Origin of the sequence: Niallia sp. NCCP-28 (assembly GCF_023168165.1) — a bacterium.
GTDB lineage: Bacteria > Bacillota > Bacilli > Bacillales > Cytobacillaceae > Niallia.
Genome location: NZ_BQYJ01000004.1, coordinates 1 through 25,849 on the forward strand (window position 1 = coordinate 1; position 25,849 = coordinate 25,849).

29 protein-coding genes are annotated in these 25,849 nt (G+C 34.4%); 19 read left to right on the top strand and 10 right to left on the bottom strand.

The genetic code is table 11. The features are described from left to right. A partial coding sequence (locus NCCP28_RS12665) for an Nramp family divalent metal transporter (protein WP_282579567.1) occupies positions 1–1,272 on the top strand: 1,272 nt, incomplete at its 5' end. A gap of 79 nt (positions 1,273–1,351) precedes the next feature. Here NCCP28_RS12665 and NCCP28_RS12670 read toward each other — a convergent pair. Then, on the bottom strand, positions 1,352–1,864 hold the full coding sequence (locus NCCP28_RS12670; protein WP_248561793.1) for a superoxide dismutase family protein: 513 nt from the start codon (positions 1,862–1,864) through the stop codon (positions 1,352–1,354). A 152-nt stretch (positions 1,865–2,016) separates the two neighbouring features. On the opposite strand from NCCP28_RS12670, the gene kapB reads away from it, so the two are divergent. Then, positions 2,017–2,397, top strand: coding sequence for a kinase-associated lipoprotein KapB (gene kapB, locus NCCP28_RS12675; protein WP_248561794.1), 381 nt, complete (start codon positions 2,017–2,019; stop codon positions 2,395–2,397). A gap of 154 nt (positions 2,398–2,551) precedes the next feature. Here the strand turns inward: kapB and kapD are convergent, their stop codons facing one another. After that, a complete protein-coding gene (gene kapD, locus NCCP28_RS12680; RefSeq protein ID WP_248561795.1) occupies positions 2,552–3,169 on the bottom strand; it encodes a 3'-5' exonuclease KapD in 618 nt (205 codons plus the stop codon). 263 nt (positions 3,170–3,432) lie between these two features. Between kapD and NCCP28_RS12685 the strand changes: the two genes are divergently transcribed. Then, positions 3,433–5,289, top strand: a complete 1,857-nt coding sequence (locus NCCP28_RS12685) for a transglycosylase domain-containing protein (protein WP_248561796.1) — start codon at positions 3,433–3,435, stop codon at positions 5,287–5,289. 269 nt (positions 5,290–5,558) lie between these two features. Here NCCP28_RS12685 and NCCP28_RS12690 read toward each other — a convergent pair whose 3' ends face one another. Together NCCP28_RS12690 and NCCP28_RS12695 are read right to left on the bottom strand one after the other, a co-directional pair. Beyond that, positions 5,559–6,116, bottom strand: coding sequence for a DUF5366 family protein (locus NCCP28_RS12690; RefSeq protein WP_248561797.1), 558 nt, complete (start codon positions 6,114–6,116; stop codon positions 5,559–5,561). Between the two features lie 72 nt (positions 6,117–6,188). Next, positions 6,189–6,407, bottom strand: coding sequence for a hypothetical protein (locus tag NCCP28_RS12695; RefSeq protein WP_248561798.1), 219 nt, complete (start codon positions 6,405–6,407; stop codon positions 6,189–6,191). Positions 6,408–6,807: 400 nt separating this feature from the next. Between NCCP28_RS12695 and NCCP28_RS12700 the strand changes: the two genes are divergently transcribed. The 9 genes from NCCP28_RS12700 to NCCP28_RS12740 all read left to right on the top strand — a co-directional run bounded on the left by NCCP28_RS12700 (position 6,808) and on the right by NCCP28_RS12740 (position 13,557). After that, on the top strand, positions 6,808–9,204 hold the full coding sequence (locus NCCP28_RS12700) for a Na+/H+ antiporter subunit A (protein WP_248561799.1): 2,397 nt from the start codon (positions 6,808–6,810) through the stop codon (positions 9,202–9,204). Next, positions 9,191–9,616 carry a Na(+)/H(+) antiporter subunit B gene (locus NCCP28_RS12705; RefSeq protein WP_248561800.1) on the top strand — a complete coding sequence of 142 codons (426 nt, stop codon included), beginning with the start codon at positions 9,191–9,193 and terminating at the stop codon, positions 9,614–9,616. Before NCCP28_RS12700 ends, NCCP28_RS12705 begins: the two co-directional genes overlap by 14 nt. Beyond that, positions 9,616–9,957, top strand: a complete 342-nt coding sequence (locus NCCP28_RS12710; protein WP_248561801.1) for a Na(+)/H(+) antiporter subunit C — start codon at positions 9,616–9,618, stop codon at positions 9,955–9,957. The genes NCCP28_RS12705 and NCCP28_RS12710 overlap by 1 nt, the downstream gene beginning before the upstream one ends. Then, positions 9,950–11,419: a Na+/H+ antiporter subunit D gene (locus NCCP28_RS12715; RefSeq protein ID WP_248561802.1), complete on the top strand. Its 1,470-nt coding sequence runs from the start codon at positions 9,950–9,952 to the stop codon at positions 11,417–11,419. Before NCCP28_RS12710 ends, NCCP28_RS12715 begins: the two co-directional genes overlap by 8 nt. A gap of 5 nt (positions 11,420–11,424) precedes the next feature. Beyond that, positions 11,425–11,901, top strand: a complete 477-nt coding sequence (locus NCCP28_RS12720) for a Na+/H+ antiporter subunit E (protein ID WP_248561803.1) — start codon at positions 11,425–11,427, stop codon at positions 11,899–11,901. A 47-nt stretch (positions 11,902–11,948) separates the two neighbouring features. After that, positions 11,949–12,188 (top strand): Na(+)/H(+) antiporter subunit F1, encoded by a 240-nt coding sequence (locus tag NCCP28_RS12725; RefSeq protein ID WP_375709410.1) that lies wholly within the window; start codon positions 11,949–11,951, stop codon positions 12,186–12,188. Then, entirely contained in the window at positions 12,169–12,528 is a 360-nt protein-coding gene (gene mnhG / locus NCCP28_RS12730; RefSeq protein ID WP_248561805.1) for a monovalent cation/H(+) antiporter subunit G, read from the top strand. The genes NCCP28_RS12725 and mnhG overlap by 20 nt, the downstream gene beginning before the upstream one ends. Before the next feature lie 297 nt (positions 12,529–12,825). Beyond that, positions 12,826–13,008, top strand: coding sequence for an asparagine synthase (locus NCCP28_RS12735; RefSeq protein WP_101177368.1), 183 nt, complete (start codon positions 12,826–12,828; stop codon positions 13,006–13,008). Between the two features lie 168 nt (positions 13,009–13,176). After that, a complete protein-coding gene (locus NCCP28_RS12740) occupies positions 13,177–13,557 on the top strand; it encodes a YuzC family spore coat inner layer protein (RefSeq protein WP_248561806.1) in 381 nt (126 codons plus the stop codon). A gap of 149 nt (positions 13,558–13,706) precedes the next feature. Here the strand turns inward: NCCP28_RS12740 and NCCP28_RS12745 are convergent, their stop codons facing one another. Then, on the bottom strand, positions 13,707–13,895 hold the full coding sequence (locus NCCP28_RS12745; protein ID WP_375709404.1) for a hypothetical protein: 189 nt from the start codon (positions 13,893–13,895) through the stop codon (positions 13,707–13,709). A gap of 253 nt (positions 13,896–14,148) precedes the next feature. On the opposite strand from NCCP28_RS12745, the gene NCCP28_RS12750 reads away from it, so the two are divergent. From NCCP28_RS12750 to NCCP28_RS12760, 3 genes are read left to right on the top strand one after another with little or no spacing between them, the layout of a single operon-like run. Beyond that, a complete protein-coding gene (locus tag NCCP28_RS12750; protein ID WP_248561807.1) occupies positions 14,149–14,916 on the top strand; it encodes an SDR family oxidoreductase in 768 nt (255 codons plus the stop codon). Between the two features lie 28 nt (positions 14,917–14,944). Next, positions 14,945–15,436 carry a hypothetical protein gene (locus tag NCCP28_RS12755; protein WP_248561808.1) on the top strand — a complete coding sequence of 164 codons (492 nt, stop codon included), beginning with the start codon at positions 14,945–14,947 and terminating at the stop codon, positions 15,434–15,436. 1 nt (position 15,437) lies between these two features. Beyond that, the gene (locus tag NCCP28_RS12760; protein WP_248561809.1) at positions 15,438–16,457 is read left to right on the top strand and encodes an alpha/beta fold hydrolase; all 1,020 of its coding nucleotides are present in this window, start codon (positions 15,438–15,440) and stop codon (positions 16,455–16,457) included. Positions 16,458–16,575: 118 nt separating this feature from the next. Here NCCP28_RS12760 and NCCP28_RS12765 read toward each other — a convergent pair whose 3' ends face one another. After that, positions 16,576–18,081: a leucyl aminopeptidase gene (locus NCCP28_RS12765; protein WP_248561810.1), complete on the bottom strand. Its 1,506-nt coding sequence runs from the start codon at positions 18,079–18,081 to the stop codon at positions 16,576–16,578. A 333-nt stretch (positions 18,082–18,414) separates the two neighbouring features. Between NCCP28_RS12765 and NCCP28_RS12770 the strand changes: the two genes are divergently transcribed. Further along, positions 18,415–18,891 carry a divergent PAP2 family protein gene (locus NCCP28_RS12770; RefSeq protein WP_248561811.1) on the top strand — a complete coding sequence of 159 codons (477 nt, stop codon included), beginning with the start codon at positions 18,415–18,417 and terminating at the stop codon, positions 18,889–18,891. An 84-nt stretch (positions 18,892–18,975) separates the two neighbouring features. On the opposite strand, the gene NCCP28_RS12775 is transcribed toward NCCP28_RS12770, so the two are convergent. Then, positions 18,976–19,680: a 3D domain-containing protein gene (locus NCCP28_RS12775; RefSeq protein WP_248561812.1), complete on the bottom strand. Its 705-nt coding sequence runs from the start codon at positions 19,678–19,680 to the stop codon at positions 18,976–18,978. 257 nt (positions 19,681–19,937) lie between these two features. Here NCCP28_RS12775 and NCCP28_RS12780 point away from each other — a divergent pair, with 257 nt between their 5' ends. Continuing rightward, positions 19,938–20,978: an NAD(P)/FAD-dependent oxidoreductase gene (locus tag NCCP28_RS12780; protein ID WP_375709411.1), complete on the top strand. Its 1,041-nt coding sequence runs from the start codon at positions 19,938–19,940 to the stop codon at positions 20,976–20,978. A 384-nt stretch (positions 20,979–21,362) separates the two neighbouring features. On the opposite strand, the gene NCCP28_RS12785 is transcribed toward NCCP28_RS12780, so the two are convergent. Next, positions 21,363–22,826, bottom strand: coding sequence for a SulP family inorganic anion transporter (locus NCCP28_RS12785; RefSeq protein ID WP_248561814.1), 1,464 nt, complete (start codon positions 22,824–22,826; stop codon positions 21,363–21,365). 171 nt (positions 22,827–22,997) lie between these two features. Between NCCP28_RS12785 and NCCP28_RS12790 the strand changes: the two genes are divergently transcribed. Further along, entirely contained in the window at positions 22,998–23,540 is a 543-nt protein-coding gene (locus tag NCCP28_RS12790) for a recombinase family protein (RefSeq protein WP_248561815.1), read from the top strand. A gap of 314 nt (positions 23,541–23,854) precedes the next feature. On the opposite strand, the gene NCCP28_RS12795 is transcribed toward NCCP28_RS12790, so the two are convergent. Continuing rightward, positions 23,855–24,220, bottom strand: a complete 366-nt coding sequence (locus tag NCCP28_RS12795; protein ID WP_248561816.1) for a HesB/IscA family protein — start codon at positions 24,218–24,220, stop codon at positions 23,855–23,857. Positions 24,221–24,499: 279 nt separating this feature from the next. Here NCCP28_RS12795 and NCCP28_RS12800 point away from each other — a divergent pair, with 279 nt between their 5' ends. Continuing rightward, positions 24,500–25,186: a DUF2225 domain-containing protein gene (locus NCCP28_RS12800; protein WP_309296628.1), complete on the top strand. Its 687-nt coding sequence runs from the start codon at positions 24,500–24,502 to the stop codon at positions 25,184–25,186. 245 nt (positions 25,187–25,431) lie between these two features. On the opposite strand, the gene NCCP28_RS12805 is transcribed toward NCCP28_RS12800, so the two are convergent. Then, on the bottom strand, positions 25,432–25,671 hold the full coding sequence (locus NCCP28_RS12805; RefSeq protein ID WP_375709405.1) for a YuzB family protein: 240 nt from the start codon (positions 25,669–25,671) through the stop codon (positions 25,432–25,434). Positions 25,672–25,849 lie beyond the last annotated feature (178 nt).

Here is a 25,849-nt window from a genome sequence, read left to right on the forward strand (position 1 = left end):
AAGGAAAGTGAAAATACCTTACCAAATAAAAAGGACGCAACGGTTGAAGCTATTTTAGACGGAAAAACAAAGGGATTTCGCCAAATCCTTCCTTTTTTAGGTCCTGCTTTTATTGCCGCAATTGCTTATATTGATCCTGGCAATTTTGCAACAAATATTGCTGCTGGCTCTAAGTATGGCTATTTATTATTATGGGTTATATTGTTTTCAAATATTATGGCATTGATTATCCAATCACTATCTGCAAAACTTGGAATTGCAACAGGGAAAAATTTGGCAGAAGTAGCGCGAGAAGAGTTTCCAAAACCAGTTTCTGTTGGTTTGTGGATTCAAGGCGAACTTGTGATAATCGCGACTGATTTAGCTGAATTTATTGGGGCCGCTCTTGGCATCTATTTATTGTTTGGCATCCCAATGATTGAAGCAAGCATTATTGCCGCAATTGGTTCATTTGCAATTTTAGAATTGCAAAGAAGAGGATTCCGTTCACTAGAAGCTGGCATTACAGCCATGCTTTTTATGGTAGTATTATCTTTTGTTGTACAAATGTTTTTTGCAAAGCCAGATATACATTCTGTTTTGCAGGGACTTTTCACTCCTCAGTTTCAGGGAAATGACAGCATATTGCTTGCAGCAGGCATACTAGGAGCAACAGTTATGCCTCATGCCATTTATTTGCATTCTGCTTTAACTCAAAATAGAATTGTCGGTCATTCTGATAAAGAAAAAAAAATTATCTTCCGTTTTGAATTTATTGATATTCTTATTGCAATGCTTGTTGCTGGCTTTATTAATGCTGCGATGCTGATTGTTTCCAGTTCCTTATTTCATCAAAATGGATTATTTGTCGAAGATTTAGAAGTAGCCTTTCATCACTTTGAACGCTTGGTTAGTCCATTATCTGCCATTCTTTTTGGTTTAGGGCTATTAATTGCAGGTCTCTCTAGTTCTTCTGTAGGCACTATGTCTGGAGACGTTATTATGCAAGGATTTATTCATTACAGAATCCCCCTTTATGTAAGAAGATTTATTACGATCATTCCACCTATTGCTATTATTGCTTCAGGGGTAAATCCCACTACTGCACTAGTGCTTAGTCAAGTGGTGTTATCTTTTGGAATTGGATTTGCATTAATTCCTCTCATTATGTTTACAAGTAATAAGCGCATTATGGGACCGCTCAAAAATTCAGCCATTATTACCATAATTTCTTGGCTAATGGCGGTTATTATTGTCTTTTTAAATATATTTTTATTAATTCAAAGCTTTTAACAAGAAAAAATATTGCTTCTAAAATTTATTTTTACAACACATAAAGCGATGCCGCTATTTTGTAGCATCGCCTTATTTATTATTTTTTTATGGCACTACAAGAAATCCGTGCGCCTGAATCTCCAGCGGGCTGCGTCATGCCATCATCCCCTGTTTCTGTTATCACAATAGATGTTCCCTTTTTTTGAAACAACGAATTTTTCCCTTCTTTTAAAGTAACTTGTGGGGCCATAATTTCCGCCTTTACTGTTCCATCATCTTCTGCAATAATGTTTGGCAGATCCCCAGCATGTGCACCCTTAGGGTGAAGAAGGCCATGTTCTTTTTTATCTGGATTAAAATGATTTCCTGCTGTTTGAAAATCTGGAGCATCACATTTTTTTGTTTCATGAATATGAATGCCATGAACACCAGGCGTTAATCCTTTTAAATCTAAACTTAGCATAACCCCATTTGATTTCTCCGTTAATGTAATGGTTCCTAATGAATCTCCTACATCATTAAACATTTCTACATCCATTTTTGTCACATTTCCTTGCGCGCATCCGCTAAGAAGAAACAGCATAGCACCTACTACAATTAATTTTTTCATTTTTTTAGCCTCCGCAAACATTTTTTTTAGTTTTTGTAGAAACAAACATATTTATGCCCGTTTATTCATGTCCACAAAAAAAGCAATATGATACTATTTAGTCAGCGGCTAAGCAAACATAGACGCCTATAAAAAATGAAGGGGGTTTTATTTTGTCAGAATTAAAGGTAGGAGAAGTTGTTTCTGCTTTTTATAAAACAGGAAAATATATAGGGGAGATAAAGGAAATTCGTAGCCAAAGTTATTTGGTGGAAGTTCTTGCTGTTTTAAAGCACCCTATGCAAGGAGATCTTCATCATCCAAAAGCAGTAGAAGGTGTTTTTTTTCATGAACGCAAAGCGCTTAGCTTTAAAGAAAAAACAAATGTCCCAAAACAAATGGCCAAAAGATTTGAAGAATCTATTCCAAGCTATCAAGATTCTTTAAATGCCGCTTTAGAAAAAATGCGACAAGAACTTTCTGAAGATTCATCAGAATTTGCCCAGCGTAGTTTGCAAAACCTTGCTATTATTGAAAAAGAGTATTCTTTGTAACATAAAACTTCAGCCATTGAGATTATTACTGGCTGTTAAATAGGGAGCAACAATCCTTTTCATTCATTAATGCAAATAAAAAAGTGGGATAAATGAAAATGCTTCGTTTCATTCACCCCACTTTTTCACATATACTCTTACTGTTTGATTTCCTTTAAGCAAACTTATTAAATAGTTTCGAAACATCAATTAAGTCTCCAATAGTTGTTGGTTCAGGTTTTTCCAAATATTTTTTGTCCTGTTCTACAAGCCTGAAAATATGATAGGTCGTTAAAGCGTCATCCAAAGCACAATGATGTCTCCCAGTTCCTTCTCTCCCATATTCTTTAACAGCCTTCCATAAACCAGTTTGATTTTGGTCACCAAAAAAACGCTTATATTCCATCGACAAATCTATTTCGTCCAATTGCAGAGAAAAGGGAATGCCCGCTTTAAAGCAGTTATTCTTTAATACCTTCATATCCATATTGCCCCAAGTGACAATAATATTGCGATAGCCGCAACATACTTCCTCTATTTTCTTCACTAAGTCGTAAAAAGATATTCCTTTATTCACCTCTTGTTGTGATATATGTAGAAAGGATTTGCATCTTTCAGAAAGAATTGGAAATTTACGGGGAGCAACATAGGACGAAAATTTTTCTCTAACGACATCATTTACAACCGCTACAATACCCACTTCAATAATTTCAGGAAAAAAACCTTTAAATTTTGCACTTTTTTCAGGCATTGTAAATTCAAAGTCAATAAATACATATTGAGTTTTTTCCATCTTTTCACCTTCTTTCACACTCTTATGACGAAAACAGATGATTCTAATGATTTCCTACTACTAAAATATGAAAACAAATGCAACATTTATGTTTTTATTTTATTATAACAGAATATTTCGGTATCCTTTTTAATTTTCTGTATTTTTTATAAGAATTATGGAAAAATTTTTAATAAAAGGGGCACCAAAAAAAGAAGTAATCTTTATTTAAATACTATATGATAAAAAGGAACTACTACTAAAGACTAAGCAGAGGAAAAATCGTGGCCAAAAAAAGAAATTATATCATTATATGCATTCTGTTCAGCTTATTTATTTGTATGGTTATAGCTGTAGCAAAAGAAAAAAAGCAGCTAGTCAGCTTTCATGGTTATTTAGAAAAAAAAATACCTATGTCAAATCTGGAGCTTGAAGAAACAAGCTATATAAAGGATCAACATAATCAAGTTATATCAGAAATTCAAACATCTATTCACAGAAAAAGCCTAACGGAAGAGGAAATACCTGATTTTATAAAACAAGTATTTATTCTTTCAGAAGATCAACATTTCTATGAACATAAAGGCTTTGATGTTCCCTCCATTGGCAGAGCGCTATTTACCAATTTAGAAGCGCAAAACATTAAACAAGGAGCCAGTACAATTACACAACAGCTGGCACGGAACTACTTAAAATCTTATGATAAAACATATAACCGCAAACTGCAGGAACTTTTTTATGCATATGAATTGGAGCAGAAAAGAACAAAAAAAGAAATTTTGACTGATTACATAAATGCCATTTATTTTGCTAATGGAATGTACGGTTTAGAAGCGGCGGCAGAGTATTATTTTAGCCATTCTGCAGGGGAATTGACAAATGCGCAACTTGTTTTTTTAGCAAGCATTCCTAATAATCCAACTGTCTATAATCCCATTAATCATTTCAGCCATACAAAAAAAAGGCAGGAACGACTGATAGACTTGCTTGCAGCCCATAACATTATCTCTAAAAAAGAAGGCCTGTTATTAAAAAAAGAGAAAATCATCTTAAAGCACAAAAAAACGATTGATTTATACCCAGACTATACAACTTATGTCAAAGAAGAATTAAAACAATTATTTGCTGAAAACAATGGCTATAGCAAAAAACTCCAAACTGCTTCAGATAAAGAAAAACAAGTATTAGAAAAAAAGCTGCAGGAAGAAGTAGCTGATTTATATAAAAAAGGGATTACCATTCAAACCGCGCTTTCACCATCGATTCAAAAAAATGCTGTACTAGCGCTGAATAAAACACTTGCACCTTATGAAACAGAAGGTGCAGTAGTTATTATAAATCATCATACACATCAAATTATTGCATTAGCAGGAGGAAAAAACTATAAAAAGCATGATTTTAACCGAAGTTATCAAGCCTATCGTCAGCCAGGTTCTGCCATTAAACCTATTTTAGTATATGCTCCTTATCTAGAAGAAACAAAAAAAGGGCTTTATTCTAAAGTAAATGCGGGGGCTTATTGCAGCGGAAGCTACTGCCCCCAAAATTATAGCGGCAAAAATTATGGAATGGTTACAATTGAAAAGGCATTTATCCATTCTTACAATACACCTGCTGTAAGACTTTTAGATGCTCTCGGAATAGAGAAGGCCTTTACTTATTTACAGCCATTCCAATTCCAGCGAGTTTCTAAAAATGACCATCATTTATCAGCAGCAGTCGGGGGACTTTCTTCAGGGCTCACCCCTCTTGAACTAACAGATGCTTATACTACGTTTGGAAACGATGGAATGTATCAAAAGGCAAGAGCTATCCTTTCAGTCAAAGATGCAAAAGGAAAAGAAATAATGAGATGGAAAAACAGATCAATTCCTGTTTGGAGCGAACAAACAAATGAAAAAATGAGGAGGCTGCTACAACAGACGGTTACATCTGGCACTGCAAAAAAGGCTTATTTCCCCTCAGCTTATCTTGGCGGCAAAACAGGCACTACCAATAACTATAAAGACTATTGGATTGTAGGTTTATCAGATAAACAGACAGCAGGCGTTTGGATTGGCAAAGACCAGCCAAGCAGCTTAAAAACGATAGAATCTCATTCTCTGCATCTTAAAATATGGAAACAAATAATGCAAAAATAAAGTGAAACTTCAATCAGTGAGGGTTTTCCATTTCCCCCACTGATTGTTGGCTGAATCAACCAGGCTTTGATGGGCAAATTTCTACCCAACTAGTTTTTTCCTTTTTTCTTTATCCCCTTGAGGTGGGGTCAAAAGTTCGTTAATGCGTGATAAAAAGGCTGTCCAAAGTCAATTTTTCTGACTATTGAACAGCCTCTTTTTCCATTCAAGAATATGGGTATATTAAAAATCGTAAATTTAATGGATTTCCCCCTTTTGGGAAAACTTTTTCAAATAGGCAGGTTCCTCAATAGCATGTTATAGAGCTTTAAGCAAAAAAAGACAATAGTTGCTAAAAGAAGAGACCACGTAAGCACTTGGAATAAAATAATAAAAATCATTCCTGTAAAACTTAAACTGGCACTTGCTGCATTTACAAAGTAAACAAAATACACAAGCGCTGTTATTATAAAGATGGCAGCAAGCAATATCGGATAAAAAATGCAAAATAATGAAATAATACTTCCAATAAAATAGATACTGCTCCCTTTTTTTGCCTTCACAAGACTTTCCCCTGTTGAATCTGCAGAAAAAAATAATAAAGACAGTTGATTTATAGTATCAGCCATAAGTTTTAATGCAGAAAATATCATAAAAAAGCAACCTGCTAAAAAAATAAGCAAAACCAGTCTGATGCTCGTTTCTGTAAAAAATTCTAATAATCCTTTGTATATTCCGATTTCCCTAAATAATGACAACAATGCAGTTTCTGTATTCATAGCAAATGCTAGACTAAACAAACTAATCGAAAAAAGAGGGAAATAGCTTGTAACATATGTATTGTTCATGAATACCTTCCTAAAAATACCTTCCTTATCACAACTAAAATTCTACTTGCCATTATGGATGAAAAAATTCCTCTATCTACTCCCTTCCTCCAAAGAATCATCTGCTATTTGCCGAATATACTCTCTCGGTTCAAACCGCATATCTACATTAATAAAAAATCTGTCTAAGTTTTCTGATGCTACACTATCTATTGGAGAATAAAACTCCCTTTTTTGCATTTGATTGATACAAAATGCACCAATGAATATTATCCCAAAAATAAACAAAGACAAGCAAATTTTATGCACCATTCCCCTCCCTCCTTTTTCTTATACTTGCAGAAAAATTCCAATCAGATAAGACTATACAAAAGAATTTCTAGTCTATTTTCAAAACAACACAGATTTATTTAATAAGCAATTATTCAACATTACAAAATATTTTTTAAAATTTTATTTAGTTTTTTCTTTTTCTTATCCTTTTATACAAAAAATAAAAAATTTTTTCCGAGGAATTTTTACGCATTTCTACCTATTTAATAAACAAACTAATAATAAAGAGATAGAAGCAATACGGGTTGTGCAGAGCCTTTTTTTTTGCGTTATAATCTTATTTAATTAATGGAAATGAACATTTTAGCAGGCTGATAGGATTGCAGTTTTTTCTGAATGCTATTTTTGTTCATTTATTTTTGCTAAGGAGGTTATTACTTTGACATTGCTACACTGGGCTGCATTATCTCCCTTTATTTACGCATTGTTTATTCCATTCATACATAAATGGTTTAAAAATCTGCATATGGGATGGTTTATTCTGCCGCTGCCTACTGCTTTATTTTGCTATCTTCTGAGCATGATTCCAACAACAGCTGCTAATGAAACCATAGTAGAGGTGGCTAATTGGATTCCATCATTACATATAGACTTTACAGTAAATTTAGATGGTCTTTCTCTATTATTCGCCTTATTGATAACTGGAATTGGTGCGTTGGTATTGTTATATTCCACTTTTTATTTAGATAAACAAAAAGAAAAACTTAACCTTTTTTATTTTTATTTGCTTTTATTTATGGGGGCTATGCTTGGCATCGTTCTTTCCGATAACTTGATTGTTCTTTATACATTTTGGGAAATCACTAGCTTATCATCCTTCTTATTAATTGGTTATTGGAACGAAAGAGAAAAATCCCGAAACGGTGCACTTAAATCAATGATTGTTACTGTCTTTGGCGGTTTATCTTTATTAGGCGGCATCATCTTGCTTTATTTATTGACAGGTTCTTTTGAAATCAGAGAAATTATTGCCTATATCCAGCAACAAGATGTTCATTCGCATCCTTTTTTTCTTTTAAGCATGTTCTGTTTATTAATAGGGGCATTTACAAAATCAGCACAATTTCCATTCCACATTTGGCTGCCTGACGCTATGGAAGCGCCGACGCCGGTTAGTGCTTATTTGCATTCTGCTACAATGGTTAAAGCAGGAATTTACCTTGTTGCTAGACTAACCCCAATCTATGCTGAGTCTGCCTATTGGTTATGGACAATCGCTGCAGTCGGAATAATTACGTTATTGTACGGTTCCTTTTTTGCAGTCAAGCAAACTGATTTGAAAGGAATTTTAGCGTATTCTACCATTAGTCAATTAGGTCTTATCATGTCGTTATTAGGATTAGGTGCAGCAAGCGTTCACTTTTCCTTAGAAAATGACTATTTTACAATTGCTACTGCTGCTGCCTTATTCCATTTAGTGAATCATGCAACATTTAAGGGAAGCTTATTTATGATGGTAGGAATTGTAGATCATGAAACTGGCACAAGAGATATTCGAAAGTTAGGCGGTCTAATGACATTTATGCCAATTACCTTTAGCATTGCTGTTATTGGCGCTTTTTCTATGGCTGGTTTGCCGCCATTTAATGGTTTTCTTAGCAAAGAAATGTTTTTTACCGCTATGATAAATATAACGAAATTTGATTTATTCCAATTTAACACTTGGGGCGTGCTGTTCCCAATACTCGCATGGATAGCAAGTGTTTTTACTTTTATTTACAGCATGTTGCTAGTCTTTAGAGTGTTTGCAGGAAAATATAAACCGGAGCAGCTGCCAACTAAACCACATGAGGCACCAATTGGCATGCTTATTTCACCATTGATACTCGTATCTCTAGTTATAGTTATTGGACTATTTCCTAATATTCTTTCCAATACCATTTTATCGCCTGCTATCACTGCAGTTTATGGAGGTGTTCCATCCTACGACCTTCATATCTATCATTGGCATGGATTTAACATAGAATTTTTTATGACAATTGGTGTATTTGTCCTTGGAATTCTTTTAACCTTAACTTTTACAAAGTGGAAAAATTTCTATCGAATATTTCCATATAGCATAAACGCTCTTTATAACTTTCTGATAGAAAAAGGGAAACTTTGGTCAAAACAATTAACAAATAGATATATGGTAGGTTCTATTCGGACATATCTTCTCTATATTCTTACATTTTTAGTTGCTACTGCAGGCTATACTTTATTAACAAAAAATGGAGTCAACTTTTACGGAAAAAACTTAGCTCAGATTGGATTGTATGAAATAGTTTTATCACTGATATTAATCGTTGCGACCATTTCTATTCTTTTCGCAAAATCCCGCTTAGCTTCCATCATTTTATTAGGGGCTGTCGGCTATAGTGTTTCCCTGTTTTTTGTTATTTTTCAAGCCCCAGATCTGGCATTGACTCAGTTAGTAATAGAAACTGTTTCTGTTGCATTATTTTTATTATGTTTCTATCATTTGCCTAGAAATGCACGAAAAAAGGAAAGCATTGGCTTTAAAATGAATAATGCTATCATCTCCGTATTAGTGGGAATTACCTTTAGCATTATTGCGATTTCCAGCTATAATACTAAATTATTCGATTCGATTTCATCCTACTATGTAGAGAATACCTATAAAAAAGCAGCTGGAGAAAATATGGTTAATGTTATATTAGTTGATTTTCGTGGATTTGATACTTTATTTGAAATTGCAGTACTTGCTATTGCTGCGATTGGAATCTACACGATGATTAAGCTGCGATTAGGAGGAAATAACCGTGAAAACAAATGATTTAATTCTACAGACTATTACCAAAATAATTATTTTCCTTATTCTCCTTTTTTCAGTAGATATCTTTTTTGCAGGACACTACACTCCTGGCGGTGGATTTGTGGGAGGATTAATGACAAGTGCGGCTCTTGTCTTATTATTGATTGCCTATGATATCAAAACGGTCGCAAACCTTTTTCCAGTCAATTATATCTATGTAGCCGCAACAGGTTTGCTTATCGCGCTTGTTACTGGAATAAGTTCTATTATTCGACATAAACCATTTTTGACGCATGCTTTTAATAAACATGTACATCTTCCTCTTTTCGGCGAAACATCCCTTCATACTGCGGCATTATTTGATTTGGGAGTTTACTTAGTTGTTGTTGGTGTGACAATGACCATTATTCAAAGCATTGGAGAGGATAAATAATGGAAATTTTAATGTCCATCATTATAGGAATCTTATTTGCATCTGCAACTTATTTAATGCTTTCTAAAAGCATATTGCGGATTATTATTGGAACTGGGCTTTTAAGCCATGGCGTTCATTTGCTGCTTTTAACAATGGGAGGGCTGAAAAAGGGAGCAGCCCCACTGCTTGGACAGCATGCCAGCTCTTATTCAGATCCACTGCCGCAAGCATTAATTTTGACAGCTATTGTCATCAGCTTTGGAGTAACCTCCTTCTTTTTAGTGCTTGCCTATCGCACCTATCAAGAACTGGGCACTGATAATTTAGAGAAATTGCGAGGTAAAAAAGAACATGAGTAATATTAGCGTTTTTCCGATTATCATTCCTTTTTTTACAGGAATTCTCTTAATTTTTTTCCATAAACACATTATGATTCAACGAATAGTATCTGTTGTCAGCTTAATAGTTTCTATTATTATTTCCCTTATTCTTATTGATACAATAAAAAAAACCGGTGTGCAGACTCTTAATCTCAGCAATTGGGAAGCTCCTTTTGGCATCACGCTTGTTTCTGACATGCTTTCTGCTTTATTGATTTTAACAACTAATATAGTAGCATTATGCTGCATACTCTACTCTTTTCAAGGCATAGATCAAGATAGAGAAAGCTACTTTTATTATTCCCTTATACAATTTTTGCTTGTGGGCGTAATTGGAGCTTTTTCTACGGGAGATATTTTTAACTTATTTGTCTTTTTCGAAGTGATGCTTATGGCTTCTTATGTGCTTCTTGTTATCGGCGGCACAAAAGTGCAGCTAAGAGAAACAGTAAAATATATACTAGTAAACATTATTTCTTCTGCTTTATTTGTTGCAACTGTTGGCTATTTATATTCCGTTGTCGGCACATTAAATATCGCTCATATTTCAAAAAGGCTGAGTGAAGTTGAAAATTCAGGCATTATTACAGTTATTGCGGTACTGTTTTTGGTTGTTTTTGGATTAAAAGGAGCAATTTTCCCTTTATTTTTCTGGATGCCCGGCTCCTATTATGCTGCACCTATCCCTATTTTGGCCCTCTTTGGGGCTCTTTTGACAAAGGTGGGAGTATATTCGATAGCAAGAACTTTTACGCTATTTTTCTCTGCAAATGAATATATTTTTACACTCTTAAGTATTTTATCTCTTATCACCATTGTGTTAGGAGTCATCGGATCTTTAGCTTATAATGATATTAAAAAAATTATCATCTATAATATTTTAACTGCAGTTGGGGTCATTTTGTATGGAGTGGCAGCATTTACTGAAAACTCTCTAATTGGATCCCTTTTTTATTTAATGCATGATATGGTCATCAAAACTGCCTTATTTTTGCTGATTGGCGCAATTTTTGCTGCTAGCGGTACATTCCATTTAAACAAAATGGGGGGATTATTGAATAGCCACCCTGCACTTGCCTGGACATTCTTTATTGCTGCCATCTCTTTGGCAGGCATTCCACCATTAAGCGGCTTTATCGGCAAACTGATGATAATTCAGGGAGGATTTGAAAAGCATGATTATTGTGGAAGCTTTATTGTCTTAATTTCAAGCCTATTTGTGCTTCTATCTGTTATCAAAATTTTCATCAAAGCATTTTGGGGAACAAAAACAAAAGCCGAAAAACCTTCCATCAAAGCTTTATTGTTCCCATCCATTATCCTTGTTTGCCTTTCCTTTTTCATGGGGATTTTTTCTGAAAGCATTTATTCATATATTTCACTCGCAGCTGACACTCTGCTTCATCCAACCAATTATATTGAAGCTGTTTTAAAGGAGTAGTAACTATGGCATTCCAATTATTATTAAATGTGTTTTTAGCATTTGTCTGGATGTTTTTAAAAGGATCCAAAGAAGCTGATACGTTTATTATTGGCTATATCATTGGATTGCTTTTAATTTTTTTGACAAGACGCTTTTTTACTGGACGTTTCTATTTATACAAAATCGTCTCTATTCTAAAACTGTTGTTGATTTTTATCAAAGAGCTTATTTTGGCAAATTATGCTGTCTTAAAGTCCATTTTTCAGCCAAATGCCAAATTGACGCCAGGCATTTTTGCAATGAAAACAGTGCTTACAGCAGATTGGCAAATCACCATATTATCTAATTTAATTACATTAACCCCAGGCACTTTAGTTGTTGATGTTTCAGAAGATAATTCTACATTATATATTCATGCAATGGATATCAGCGATAAAGAAGAAACAATCAAAGCGATTCAAGAAAGTTTTGAAAAAGCAATATTAGAGGTGAGTAAATAATGTTTTCTTTTGTTTTGCATGCTTCACTAATCCTTATTGCATTATCTATGATCGGTTTTATTTATCGTGTTATTAAAGGGCCTTCTACACCAGATAGAGTAGTTGCTCTTGATGCTATCGGCATTAATTTAGTGGCAATTACGAGCATTCTTTCCATCTTGTTAAAAACAACCGCATTTTTGGAAGTAATTTTGCTAATTGGAATTCTTGCTTTTATTGGCACAGTAGCTTTTTCAAAGTATTTAGAAAAAGGAGTGGTTGTGGAACATGATCGAAATAACCATTAAAATCATTACTGGTATCCTAATTTTTTTAGGAGCCGCTCTTGCTGTGGTTGCAGCATTTGGGGTAATTAAATTGCCAGATGTCTATACAAGGAGTCATGCTGCTTCCAAATCTGCCACTCTTGGAATTATGTGCATTTTGCTTGGCACAAGCCTTTACTTTTTCCAAACAGAAGGTGTGCTTCATTCGCGGTTAATTCTTGCCATTGCCTTTATATTTATTACATCTCCTGTCGCTGGCCACCTTATTATCCGAGCTGCCTACAACACAAAAGTCCCTATGTGCGATAATGCAATTCGAGATGATCTAAAGGACAAGTATAGGACTGTAACGAAATACTAGTTGATGATTGCAGCGGTAATTCTATTGCCGCTGTTTTTATTTATCATGCATTAACAGGCAGCTATCCCGAAGCGAAAAATAAAAATATAGATGTGGGATTTTCTCCATTCTCACTGTTGAAGTTTCAATTTATGCAAAATATGATGGAATAGTTTACAGGCCAAGCAGTATAAACCACGCTTCTATATTTAACTGCCAAAAAGTTCCCCATGTATTTCCACTTCTATTCTTGCCTCTACATGCCATACTAAAAAAGTCCATATACGGACCAAACCAAAAAACAGGAGTGATTTTTTAATGGAGCATATTCGTGAAGGGCTTATTCCTACTGTGTTGGGTACCGCAGTCACTACAGCTGGTCTTGTGATGAAACAAAACCGTAAAATTGATTCTATGATATCCAATACTGTTTTTGGTTTTGGACTGGCTCATATTGTGCTAGGAACCATTGATTTAGTGGAACATCGCAACCGATTTTAATAAATTCGGCAAGGAGTTCATCTTCTCCTTGCCCTATACAAACATTGCTTTTTCTCTATTGTTTCTCCATTTCCCAAAAGCTTCCCTATCTTTTCATCATATTTTCTCATCTTCCTGAATAAAATGGGGTTAGAAAATAGGTACCTGTTTAATGAAAGGATGGGTTTTATGCATCATAGATCTAAGTTCTTTTATATTCGGCACCCTGCTGTTATTTACCATCCCCATCTACATTATCCCCTTTTCCTTCGGGAACTTCCTGAAGTCAATCCTAATCAATGGATAGCATCAGCCAAAGACTCATTATTATTACTAAAAGATGCAGAGGCCTTACTGACAAAAATTATCCAATCACAAGCAATATCTAAGCAAATTATGAGTGCTGCTCAAGCTTCCAAAACCCAAACAGTGGAAAAGCTTGTCCAATCTCTTGGAACAAAAACGATGCCCAAAATATCGTATAATCCAGATGGAATTACTTTTAATTTTGACCATAAAAATCAGCCTCCCCATTGTTGTTTTCTTTCCATCCAATTAAAATGGAGATAATTAGAACAAACAAAAGCGAATAAATTCGCTTTTGTTTGTTCTTTTTCTTTTATTAATCGCTTTGTTAAATTTGCCTGTTGATTGCAGCGAGAGGTATTCGCTTCAATCAACAAGTGTCAAAATCAACAATGAGCTTTACCATATCCTTATTAATAATAAGGATATGGCCCGTATGGCACTGGTCCATATGGTACTGGTCCGTATGGCACTGGTCCATATATAAAAGGTCTTGGCCTCGCTATTGCTCCACCTACTAATCCGCCTACTAATCCACCTAATAATGGTGCTCCAAACCAAATTCTTGAATCTTGATAAGGATTTCTGTATCCATACATCATCGGCAATTACCTCCACTCTCTTCTTTTTTTATCCCCAATCTATCATATGCATACGCCCTGTGTTTGGACTGGGCTTTCCCCCTAAGTAATTGGTCCTTTGTCACAATGCTCTGATGATAAAGCTTCCTGTTTTTCTTCATACTCTTCAAAATCAATATGGACAAGGGCTAACTGATTAATTTATTCACCCTTCTTATGATGCTTGTTTATACTAATAAAGAAATATAGAACGAAAAAGGAGGTTGTAAATTCTATGAATAATTATTTCGATCTTACAGATAAAGTAGCCATTATTACAGGTGGGGGAGTAGGACTGGGCAAACAGATGGCCATTGCTCTTGGAGAATCTGGCGCCAATATAGTCATATGTTCTAGAAAAATCGAAAATTGTCTGCAAACGGTGGCAGAATTAAAACAAAAGGGCGTTCAAGCAATAGCAGTTCCTTGTGATATTTCTAAACAAAAAGATATAGACCATGTCATTCAGACAACAATTAAAAAATTTGGCTCTATCGATATCCTTATTAATAATAGTGGAACTTCTTGGATGGCTCCCACTTTAGATTACCCAGAAGATAAATGGGACAAAGTCATGGATATCAATCTAAAAGGCACCTTTCTATTTTCCAAAGCAGCAGCAAAAAAAATGGCAGAACATAAAAAAGGAAAAATAATTAATATTTCTTCTGTTACTGCCTTTCAAGGAACTCATCCTAGCTTTCTAGATGCAATCAGCTACAATACAAGCAAAGGAGCCATCATTACATTAACCAAGGAATTATCCGTTAAACTTGCTCCATATAACATTCAAGTAAATGCGATTGCGCCTGGATTTTTCCCAACAAAAATAACCTCTGTTTTCGAACAGCATAAAAAGCAAATTCTTGCCAAAATACCAGCAGGCCGATTAGGAGCAGAAGAAGATTTAAAAGGAATCGCTTTGCTTTTATCTAGTCAGGCTTCCGATTATATAACAGGTCAAATTATTGCAGTAGATGGTGGATTATCCTCTATGCTATAACACATAAAAAAGAAAGGATGGAAAATATATGAATGTTACACTTGATTTTTATGAAATATTAAAAAAGGGAGGAGGCTTGCTGCAATTTAGAATTAATGATTTTATTCAGCAACAATTAAATAGCACTTCAGCTATTCATTTAGTGAAAGATCATACTGGCACTTTAACAAAAAAAATTGAAAAAGTACAAAACTATGTAGAAAGGACAGCTGCTGTCATCAATCTGCCTACAAAAACAGATTTATCGAATGCTACTCAGCTAATCCTTCAATCAGAAGAAAAAATTGATGATTTAGATGAACAAATTTATGATTTGCAGATAAAGATTCAAGAAATAAAAGAACTTCTAGAAAAACTGTCTATTGCTCCAAAAGGCCATGCTGCAAATGCCTACAAACAAGAAGAAGTCATTTCAGCACTTCAACAGGAAATGAATGAAGTGAAACAAAAAGTCTCCAAACAAAAAAAGATATTAGCAAAGCTTCAAAATCCAATCGACTCCCCCGATAAGGAGCAGTAATATGAATAAGGGTAAATTATCATCCTTTATCGAAACAATCTCCTACTCTTTAGATCCTGAAGTTGGACTCTCTGAAAAATATCCGATTTGGAAAAAAAACAAAGCTACTTTATGGTATTATCCATCTCCAAACAAAAAATATAAAGAACCTATTTTTCTCATCTATTCTTTAGTCAACAAAGCCTATATTCTGGATTTAGCCCCCTCTATTAGTCTTATCGAAGCATTTACTCAAGCTGGCTATGATACCTATTTAATCGATTTTGGCATACCTGGTTTTGAAGATCGTAATATTACGATTGATGATTATCTTACAAAATATATTGAGAAAAGCTATAAACGAGCAATCCGACATGCCGGAACGGACGAAATGACTGTTATTGGATTTTGTCTTGGCGGAACACTCGCGACTATTTTTGCTGCCATAACAAAACAAAAAATGAAAAACTTAATTCTTGCTGTATCTCCAATAGATTTTTCCACATTCCCTATTTACGGCAATTGGTTAGAAGCTCTTCGCAATGGTGATATTTACATCGATGATTTAGTAGATAAAATGGGGATGATTCCACCAAGTTCCATTAAATATGGAACAAGGCTACTGGTTTCTCCTGTTGCCTATAGTCATTATTTAGCATTATTAAGCCAAGCAAATAATCCTAATTATCGTGAAAAATGGACGCGCATGAATAAGTGGACCATTGATCATATCCCATTATCTAAAGAAGCATTTAAACAAATTATGAATGATCTTATTCGTGATAATAAAATTATAGAAGGGGGATTAATAATCGATAATCAACCAGTTGACTTTCAAAATATTCGCTGCAACTTACTCGTTTTCTCCACTAAAAGCGATCCTCTTGTTCCAAGTAACTTATGTGAACCTATTATGGATTTAGTAGCAAGCAAAGATAAAACATTTACTCTGTTTGAAGGGGGACACGCATCCTTAGTTGCAAAAGGAACGATGCCCTATCCAATGGAAGAGTGGTTAATGAATCATACTACCCTTATTTGATGCTGTTAATCAGCTTAGACACCACTATACTAATGAAAAAGCTTTTCTTTAACATAAAACAACAAAAAAGGGTCTGTTAGTCAAATTTCTGACTACAACAGCCCCTTTTTCTCTTATTTTATTTGCCTTTTGCTTCGAATCTTTCTACTAACAATGCAAGTGTTCGCGTCATAGCACCTGTTGCCCCTGCAGCTCCTAAATTATAGCTGCTGTTTGTAGTAGACGTCCCTGCAATATCCAAATGAACCCATGGCGTATTTTCTGCAAATTCCCCAATAAATGCCCCACCCATAATCGCATGGCCATCTCTTGTTGGTGAATTATTTAAATCAGCGACAGCACTGCTTCGAACTTTCGCTTTATGACAGTCAAAAATCGGCAGCCTCCACAGCTGCTCTCCAGCTTCATAACTTGCTTCCAACACTTGCTCAAATAATGCTTCATCATTTGTCATTCCGCCTGTTGTTTCCATCCCTAAAGCTACTATAACGCCACCTGTTAATGTAGCAACATCTACTAAATAATCTGCTCCATGATGTTTTGCATAGGTAATGGCATCTGCTAAAACCAATCGCCCTTCCGCATCTGTATTTAACACCTCAATCGTTTTGCCGCTCATCGATGTAATCACATCATCTGGTTTAAAAGCAGCTCCACTAATCATATTGTCTGTTGATGGGATAACAGCGACCACATTTTGTTCCGGCTTTAATTCTCCGATTATTTCCATTGCTCCTAAAACAGCAGCAGCTCCGCCCATATCTGTTTTCATGCCCACAATGCCTGTTTTGGGTTTGATCGAATAGCCTCCTGTATCGAATGTTATGCCTTTTCCGACTAATCCAATAACATCCTGCCATACTTCTTTTCCCTGGTATTTAAGTACAATCATTTTAGGCGGCTCTACTGACCCCTGATTTACTGCTAATAATGCTCCCATCCCAAGCTTTAGCATATCTTCTTTTTCTAGGATTTCTATTTCAAAAGAATATTTTAATGCAAGTTCCTGTGCATAATCTGCCAAATCGCTAGCTTGAAGCATATTTCCTGGTAAATTCACTAAATCGCGAGCAGAATTTGTTGCTTTTCCATATACATAACCAACATGCAATGCAGCTTCTATGTCTATTTGATCAGCATAGCTGTAAACTGTTATTTCTTCTATATTTTTATCTGGTTCATTTGATTTTTGTTTATAGCCTGTAAATTCATAAGTTGCAAGAGAAAATGCCTCACTGAATGCATGGGAAACATCTAATGCATCTAATTTGCTTGTCGTAAACGAATCAGCCAATAAAGAGGTTTCAATCCATTTTTCTTTTTTAATTTTTTTGAATGCTGCCCCAAACAAATCCTTTAATTCGTGGAAGTTCAAATCTTTTTCTTTTCCCAATCCAATAAAGATAATGCGTTTTGATCCAATTTTTCCAAAAGTATGAATAGCCGATACCTTTTTTTTCTTTGCAGAAATATCATTTTCTTTAATTAAATTGGTTAGCTCGCCTTCAAAGACTTTATCCAGTTCAGCCAGTTGTCCTTCTAATTTGCTGGATTTCTCAAATAGCCCAATTATGATGCTCTCATGATGATTAGTGAAATTCCACTCGTTTTTATATGTAAACATAAAGATTCCCTCCATTCTTTCTATATTTATTATACTAAAATAAAATAAAGTTCGAATAGCTAATTATTTTTTTACTAAATAAAAAAATGATACCTCCCTCTTTTTTATGAATAAAACTGCTGCTATGGGAGTTTTTATTTATTATGTTATAATAAATAAAACTTTAATCAGCAAATATCTTGCTGCCAAATAGCAAAATAAATTCACTATTTTGTTCATCTTGATTTTCTTTATTCTATCGAAAAGTTCATACTATGTCTGCAATATTACTTTCTCCTTTATTAGGGTAAGAATATAACCATGGATATTTTATAAAAAGTGGAGGTGACTTTTTTGGATTTACTTTATAATTTCCCTTTAATCGCCAGTCTTGCAGCAATCTTTTTTGCTCAATTTATTAAAGTTCCCATTACTTTTTTTATCACAAAAAAAATAGATTGGAAGCTCCTTACTAGCACAGGGGGAATGCCAAGCTCTCATTCTGCCGCTGTAACAGCATTATCTACTGGAATCGCTCTTGAAAGCGGCATGGGTTCTCCTTTATTTGCTGTTGCAGCTATATTTGCTATCATCACGATGTTTGATGCAACAGGTGTTAGAAGACAGGCAGGGGAACAAGCTATCGTGCTTAATCAGCTAGTTGCTGACTTTAATAAATTCCTATTAGATGCAAAAGGTTGGCAAAATAAACCGGAGCAGCAAAAAAGAAAAGAACTAAAGGAATTGCTTGGACATAAGCCTATTGAAGTATTTTTCGGCGGGTTAACTGGAATTGCGTTAACACTTATTCTTGACAATCTTTTAAAATAATCAAAGAATACTTATGCTCAAAAGCAAAAAAGGATAGAACTGGTTCTATCCTTTTTTAATATGTATTTAACAACCTACAAGTTATTATCTACTTTCAGAATTGGTATATTGTTGTCGAAAAACTTGCATAGATTTTTTTTCATTCAATTTTTTCAGCATTGCTTCTGTTAGTTTCCCATTTCCCTTTTCGACTATATACACATCTAATGTTTTTTTCCCCCACTTTTTATAAACATCATCTACTGTTTTATAGTATAAATCCAATTTATTTCCATTTATTGCTGAGCCTGTATCTGCCACCACACCAAAACCGTACTCAGGAATAAACAATATAGTGCCTATTGGAAAAACTTTTGGATCAGCAGCAATCGTACTGTATAAATCTCTTTTTACTTTTACTCCAGAATAAGTAATGCCAAATAGTGGATCATTAGGTGTTTTTCCTGTTGATTCATATCCTGCTGTATACCCTGTTGCGACAACCTTTTTTTTCGGATAAGCTGACCAATCTCTATTTTCCAATAATGGCTTTTCTCCCAATACTTCCCTGCTAGAGGAAACTTGAGTTTTTTCTGCTTGTACCTTTTTTAAACTTTTAAAGGAGACATCCATTTCTTTTAATTTATGATAAATACTAGTTTCTTTTATACTCTCTATTTTATTTTGTTTCTCCTTACTAGAATAGGAACTTGCTTCAACACCCGAAATAGCTTGAAAAGTTGTTAATAATGCAAGAATAAATAATAGAAGCATTCCTATCCTTATCATTATTTTTTTCCTAAAAGTCATTCTTTCACTCCTCCCAATCCTATTCATTTCCTATTTTTAAAAAAATTATGCAAAAACAAGCTAGAAAAACAAGGTGACAAACTAGTAAATATTAACAAATGTATTTTTTCTTAAAAATAAAATACTAAAAATTAACAATATGCTAGTTTTATTAACATTCGTTAAAGAAGATAAAATAACCTTTTTATCCTAAATTTTTGCTACTGTTCTGGATAAAATAAGTTATTTTGCAAGTGTCTAATATTGTTTACTATGATATGATAAAAAAAAGTAATTTATCTATTAGAGGAGGCTTATACGCATTGAAAGAAGATCAAACCATTTATGACATAACAGTAATCGGGGGAGGACCTGTTGGCATGTTTACTGCTTTTTATGGTGGAATGAGACAAGCTACTGTAAAAGTAATTGAGAGTCTTCCACACCTAGGAGGACAGCTAACTGCTCTTTACCCTGAAAAATATATATATGACATTGCAGGCTTTCCAAAAGTTCGCGCACAAGAATTAGTAGATAACTTGACTGAACAAATGTCTAAGTTTGAACAAAACATTATTTTAGAACAAGCTGTACAATTGGTGGAAAAACAAGCTGATGGAATATTTAAATTAACAACAGATAAAGAAGTTCATTTTTCAAAAACCATTATTATCACTGCCGGAAATGGTGCATTTCAGCCTCGTAAATTAGAGCTAGAACAAGCTAAAGAATACGAAGGGAAAAACCTGCATTATTTTATTAATGATTTAAACCAATTTGCAGGAAAAAAAGTAATGGTATTTGGTGGAGGCGATTCTGCAGTAGACTGGGCAATGATGCTTGAACCTATCGCAGAGACAGTCTACCTTGCTCATCGCAGAGATAAATTCCGTGCTCATGAACATAGCGTAGAAAATTTAATGAACTCAAAAGTAGCAGTTAAAACTCCATTTGTTCCTTCTGAATTAATTGGTGATGAAGCAGGAATTAAACAAGTTGTCCTTGAAAATGTGACAACACAAGAGAAAGAAATAATCGATGTAGATGCAGTCATCGTTAACTATGGTTTTGTATCTTCACTCGGACCTATTAAAGACTGGGGTTTAGAAATTCAAAAGAACTCCATTGTGGTCAACAGCAAAATGGAAACAAATATCCCAGGAATTTATGCTGCTGGCGATATTTGCACATATGATGGGAAAGTTAAATTAATTGCATCAGGTTTTGGCGAAGCGCCAACTTCTGTCAATAATGCAAAAGCATATTTAGATCCAAAAGCACGTGTACAGCCGCTTCACAGTACTTCTATGTTTAAATAAACTATAGATCATTGCACAAAAAAGTGTAGAGAATCTCTAGAGACTTTCTACACTTTTTTTATTTGCATAAACCATCATTACAGGCCCGGCTTTCCTCTAAGAAACATTGTTAGCTTTGATTTGTTTTTCTATCGGCAATAATTTTGCCCTTCTTGATTGCTCTAATTCTTCTTTGCTTTGAAGAAATCTACACCCTATACTTATCTGTACCTTCATTTATCAGACTTGCAATTCCACTCGCTTCTTGGGCCGCTCTTAATGAATGTTCTGAAATATCTACAGCTATAATAAGATTATTTTATCATTTGCCGACAGAAGTCTTCCACTTCAAGCATTAGCTAGGTGGAGGCAATTCAAACATTCGTTACACTTCCAAACAATAAATTAATGCACAGATAATTTTGAATTCGACTTTTTATATATAGCTAATTTATCCACTAACCTTTTACTTGAGGAATTTAACCCTTTAATCATTACATTATTACGATTTTCACGGTATTTTAACACTACTTTATCTATAGCTCCTACTGCTGAATCATCCCAAATATGCGCATTCGAAAAGTCAATCACAATGTCCTTAGATTGAACCGAAAAATCAAAGGCTTCTACAAAACCTTCTACAGATGCAAAAAACAGTTGTCCTTCTACTTCAAAAACAATGCTGGAATTTTTTTGTTGTTCTTTTACTTTTATCGTGGAGATTTTCGCAGCAAAAAATATAGCACTTAAAATAACACCTGCTATTACTCCCTTGGATAAATCATGTGTTGCCACTACAATGAGAACAGTTGCAAGCATTACTATTGCATCCGTTCTTGGAGCTTTCAACAAGTATTGAAATGAAGACCAATCAAATGTGCCAATGCACACCATAATCATAATACCTGCTAGAACAGGCATTGGAATTTGTACAACTAAATCTCCTAAAACGATAATTAAAAACATCAAAAAAAGACCGGCCGTTAGTGTAGAAAGTCTCCCGCGCCCTCCTGACTTCACATTAATTACCGATTGTCCAATCATTGCACAGCCTGCCATGCCGCCAAAAAAACCATTAATAATATTCGCTATGCCTTGGCCTCTAGATTCTTTGTGCTTATTGCTGTCTGTTCCTGTCATATCATCTACAATAGAAGATGTTAATAACGATTCTAATAATCCAACAATGGCTAAAGCAATGGAATAAGGAAAAATAATTTTTAATGTTTCCCAAGAAAAAGGTACATCAGGAATAAAAAAAGAAGGAAGAGTTTGGGTAATAGAACCTAAATCTCCTACTGTCCGCAAATCAGCACCTGTATAAATAGATATAATCGTTAATAGAACAATAGCAATCAGCGGTGCAGGAACAGATTTAATAAATCTAGGCATAATATAAACGATCAGCAATGTTATCCCTACAAAAACATACGTTAATGCGGAAACTCCCCAAAAATGAGGTACTTGTGCCAGAAAAATAAGAATGGCTAATGAATTGACAAATCCAATCATGACAGCTCTTGGAATAAATTTCATTAATTTTGCTATTTTAAACATACCAAATACTACTTGAATTAATCCTGTTAAAATGGTTGCAGCCAAAAGATAATTTAAACCATATTCCTTTACTAAAGGAACCATTAATAATGCCATGGCTCCAGTCGCTGCTGAAATCATACCTGGACGACCGCCTACAAAGGCAATAATCACGGCTATACAAAAAGATGCATATAATCCAACCATTGGATCTACACCTGCAATGATGGAAAAAGCAATTGCTTCTGGAATTAACGCCAATGCTACTACAATGCCAGAAAGCATGTCTGCCCGAATGTTTGAAAACCACTCATGTTTTATTTTTTCTACCAATTTCCGTTCACCCCATCTATATATTTTAACTTGTTCTGCAAGTCATTTTATATTCAGCAGACATAGTTTACCATCTATCTTCCCAAAAAGGAACTATTTTGGAACTTTTTTATTTTAATAGTTTGTTATGTTATGATAAAAAAGAAGTATAATCGTTAAGGGAGATTTTGAATGCTAATTGGATATATGAGACCATATGAGGATGATTTTAATTGTAAACATCAATTAAAATCATTAAAAGAGCATTTTTGTGAAATGATTATTTCCGAGGAACATTCCTCAGCAAAAAAAAGAATACAACTTAACAATATGATAAATCACCTTAATCAAGGAGATAAAATAGTTGTAGCAAAACTATTTGCAATCGCAGATTCTACACGCCACTTAGTTGAGCTGTTAGAAACATTAGACGCTAAAGGAGCATACCTTCAATCTCTTGCTGAGAATGTAGATACAAGCAATGAATCAGGCTATCCCTTCTATGATATTGTAAAGCATCTTGTAGAATTCCAAGGTGATGTCATTAGCGAAAAAACAAAAAAGGGGTTATTAGAAGCAAAACAAAAGGGAATCTCGCCAGGACGCCCTAGAAAACCTGATGAAAATGTGCAACGTGCTATTATTATGCATCAAAGCAAAAAATATAGCCTTACCCAAATCAAAGAAGAGACTGGAATCAGCAAATCTACATTATATCGATATCTAGAAAATTAATGGGCGTTGCTTCCATTAAAAGATAGGCGAATGATTAAGATCATGCGCCTATTCGAAACTCCTCTATTATATAACTTCTCCATCTGCCCCGCTTCTTGCTATAGCAGTGGCTTTTTTATTTTCTCAACTGGATTCTTTTGTTTAGAAACATAAAAAATCCTCCTCAATCGTTATGTTTTGGACATTAACTAAATTGAGAAGGCTTGTAATCCACAACCCTAATAGGAAACATTAAGGTTTATTATACATTTTTAGGCTTTTGCACATATATAAATCCCCTGTAATTCACAATCCCTGCTATCGTTTTTGCTTTTTTAGCATTCCTCAGGGCTTCCAGCATTTTTCGCCGTTCTGAATGATGAGCCGCATCCGCATGACGCAATCGCATTTGGATTGTCGATGGTAAAACCGCCGCCCATCATGGATTGTTTGTAGTCTATTTTTGTTCCTTTTAAAATAGCTGAATCATTTTGGTCTACAATTAACTGGATTCCAAATTGTTCGGATAGCACATCTTGTTCTTCCTTTTCCGCTGCAAAACCCATTCCATAAGATAATCCGCTGCATCCGCCGCCTCTTACAGCAACTCTTAAGAATGTTGCATCTTCTTCACTTTCTTTCATCATTTCTTTTATTTGTAAAGCAGCCGCTTCTGTTAAAATAACAATTTCTTCTGACATATTATATATTCCTCCCTTATTTATCTTTTCTTTAGTATATACTCCTAAACATAACTACTCAACTGAATCGTTTTTGAGAAATTCTGATATTCTCCCTATCTTCACTAAAAAGAAACCTTAACCAGCAAACACTCTCTTTTATCCCCACTGTTCTTAGCTTTAAGATCCATCTTTTATTCTGTAAATTTTTTTTTATAAACCATCAAAACAAACAAGTATAATAGTACTATTTCGTGTATAATCATTTTGAACTATATTCCCTATCTTCAGGAAGGTGCGATGATGACTAGTATAGAACCACTTTACGATAAGCAATGTACATGTTTATTATGCGGCACTGATTTTACAACAAAAAAAATCCGCATAAAGTTTGTTAATGTGTTAAACCTTGATTCAGACTTTTCTCCTACATATGCTGATAGTAATAATCCATTATTTTATTATGTACATGTTTGTCCAGCTTGCGGATTTTCCTTTCATGAAGAATCCACTCCTAAATTTTCATTTAATGAAAAAATGCTTTTAATTGAAAAAGTATGCAACCAGTGGACACCTCGTTCTTTTGGCAGCAAGCGCTCTCTCAGCGATGCTATTACATCTTATAAGCTAGCGACTTATTGTGCGACATTGCGAGAAGAAAAACATGTTTTAATTGGAGGCTTATATATAAGATTGGCATGGATATACCGCTCCATTCTTGAGAAGAAGCAAGAGAATCGATTCCTTCTTCTTGCCCTGCAAGAATATGAAGCTTCTTATATGACAGGAGACTATAAAGGAACAATAGTCTCTGAATTAAAAACGATGTATTTAATAGGAGAACTAGCTAGAAGAACTGGACAAATCTCCAAAGCAATAAAATACTTTTCTCGTGTTATTGAGCAGCAAACTAACACGGTTGAACCTAATATCATTCATTTAGCCAAAGAAAGCTGGAGTAGAATCAAGGAATTTCCCCATACATGATTTACATAAACTAGAGCTTACATCTGATAAAAGACAAAGGGATTATCCAATAAGTTAATTCGCCAACTATTGGATAACCCTTTTTATGTTCAAGAATGCTGTTATACCAACATTTTTATTATTAAATGTTAATAGATTTTTCTTTTTGGACAATTTCTTTTATTCAGGCTATGTTAAAGTTTATTATTGATTGAAACAAAGGCCTGTAGTGGAAATCAACAGATACGTTTAACAGGGGGCTTTATTTAAAAAAAGGGATCTTCCTCTATAAATGTATAAACATTTTTAACTAATTCTTCTGTAGTTTCCCCTGTCACTACTTCCCCATTTACCAATGCAAATAAAGATTCGCCACATTGCCCACATAGTCCTAAACAGCCATAATCCAATACATCTAAATTTTCATCGCTTTCTAAAATTTCTTTGGCTGCTTGTGATCCAGAAGAAAGATTACTAAGGCAGAATTCTATAATTGGTTTAAACAAGTTTCTCACCTCTTTAATACAACATATCGTATCTTTTTTCATTTTAATAATCAAGAATAAAGTTGCTCTATCCATTAATATACTGTTGTATCAGGACAAAGTTTTTCGCCTTTTTCCCAATTGAATAGGCAATAAAGCCCTCATCTAAAAAGCAGGGAAAGACACAAAAATTTAGTCG

What these genes read in the sequence shown, in the direction of transcription:
- NCCP28_RS12670 (WP_248561793.1), bottom strand. Translation starts at nt 1,864, where the DNA reads ATGAAAAAATTAATTGTAGTAGGTGCTATGCTGTTTCTTCTTAGCGGA.
- kapD (WP_248561795.1), bottom strand. Translation starts at nt 3,169, where the DNA reads ATGGAAAAAACTCAATATGTATTTATTGACTTTGAATTTACAATGCCT.
- NCCP28_RS12690 (WP_248561797.1), bottom strand. Translation starts at nt 6,116, where the DNA reads ATGAACAATACATATGTTACAAGCTATTTCCCTCTTTTTTCGATTAGT.
- NCCP28_RS12695 (WP_248561798.1), bottom strand. Translation starts at nt 6,407, where the DNA reads ATGGTGCATAAAATTTGCTTGTCTTTGTTTATTTTTGGGATAATATTC.
- NCCP28_RS12710 (WP_248561801.1), top strand. Translation starts at nt 9,616, where the DNA reads ATGGAAATTTTAATGTCCATCATTATAGGAATCTTATTTGCATCTGCA.
- NCCP28_RS12715 (WP_248561802.1), top strand. Translation starts at nt 9,950, where the DNA reads ATGAGTAATATTAGCGTTTTTCCGATTATCATTCCTTTTTTTACAGGA.
- NCCP28_RS12720 (WP_248561803.1), top strand. Translation starts at nt 11,425, where the DNA reads ATGGCATTCCAATTATTATTAAATGTGTTTTTAGCATTTGTCTGGATG.
- NCCP28_RS12725 (WP_375709410.1), top strand. Translation starts at nt 11,949, where the DNA reads ATGATCGGTTTTATTTATCGTGTTATTAAAGGGCCTTCTACACCAGAT.
- mnhG (WP_248561805.1), top strand. Translation starts at nt 12,169, where the DNA reads ATGATCGAAATAACCATTAAAATCATTACTGGTATCCTAATTTTTTTA.
- NCCP28_RS12735 (WP_101177368.1), top strand. Translation starts at nt 12,826, where the DNA reads ATGGAGCATATTCGTGAAGGGCTTATTCCTACTGTGTTGGGTACCGCA.
- NCCP28_RS12740 (WP_248561806.1), top strand. Translation starts at nt 13,177, where the DNA reads ATGCATCATAGATCTAAGTTCTTTTATATTCGGCACCCTGCTGTTATT.
- NCCP28_RS12745 (WP_375709404.1), bottom strand. Translation starts at nt 13,895, where the DNA reads ATGATGTATGGATACAGAAATCCTTATCAAGATTCAAGAATTTGGTTT.
- NCCP28_RS12750 (WP_248561807.1), top strand. Translation starts at nt 14,149, where the DNA reads ATGAATAATTATTTCGATCTTACAGATAAAGTAGCCATTATTACAGGT.
- NCCP28_RS12755 (WP_248561808.1), top strand. Translation starts at nt 14,945, where the DNA reads ATGAATGTTACACTTGATTTTTATGAAATATTAAAAAAGGGAGGAGGC.
- NCCP28_RS12760 (WP_248561809.1), top strand. Translation starts at nt 15,438, where the DNA reads ATGAATAAGGGTAAATTATCATCCTTTATCGAAACAATCTCCTACTCT.
- NCCP28_RS12765 (WP_248561810.1), bottom strand. Translation starts at nt 18,081, where the DNA reads ATGTTTACATATAAAAACGAGTGGAATTTCACTAATCATCATGAGAGC.
- NCCP28_RS12775 (WP_248561812.1), bottom strand. Translation starts at nt 19,680, where the DNA reads ATGACTTTTAGGAAAAAAATAATGATAAGGATAGGAATGCTTCTATTA.
- NCCP28_RS12780 (WP_375709411.1), top strand. Translation starts at nt 19,938, where the DNA reads ATGATAAAAAAAAGTAATTTATCTATTAGAGGAGGCTTATACGCATTG.
- NCCP28_RS12790 (WP_248561815.1), top strand. Translation starts at nt 22,998, where the DNA reads ATGCTAATTGGATATATGAGACCATATGAGGATGATTTTAATTGTAAA.
- NCCP28_RS12795 (WP_248561816.1), bottom strand. Translation starts at nt 24,220, where the DNA reads ATGTCAGAAGAAATTGTTATTTTAACAGAAGCGGCTGCTTTACAAATA.
- NCCP28_RS12800 (WP_309296628.1), top strand. Translation starts at nt 24,500, where the DNA reads ATGATGACTAGTATAGAACCACTTTACGATAAGCAATGTACATGTTTA.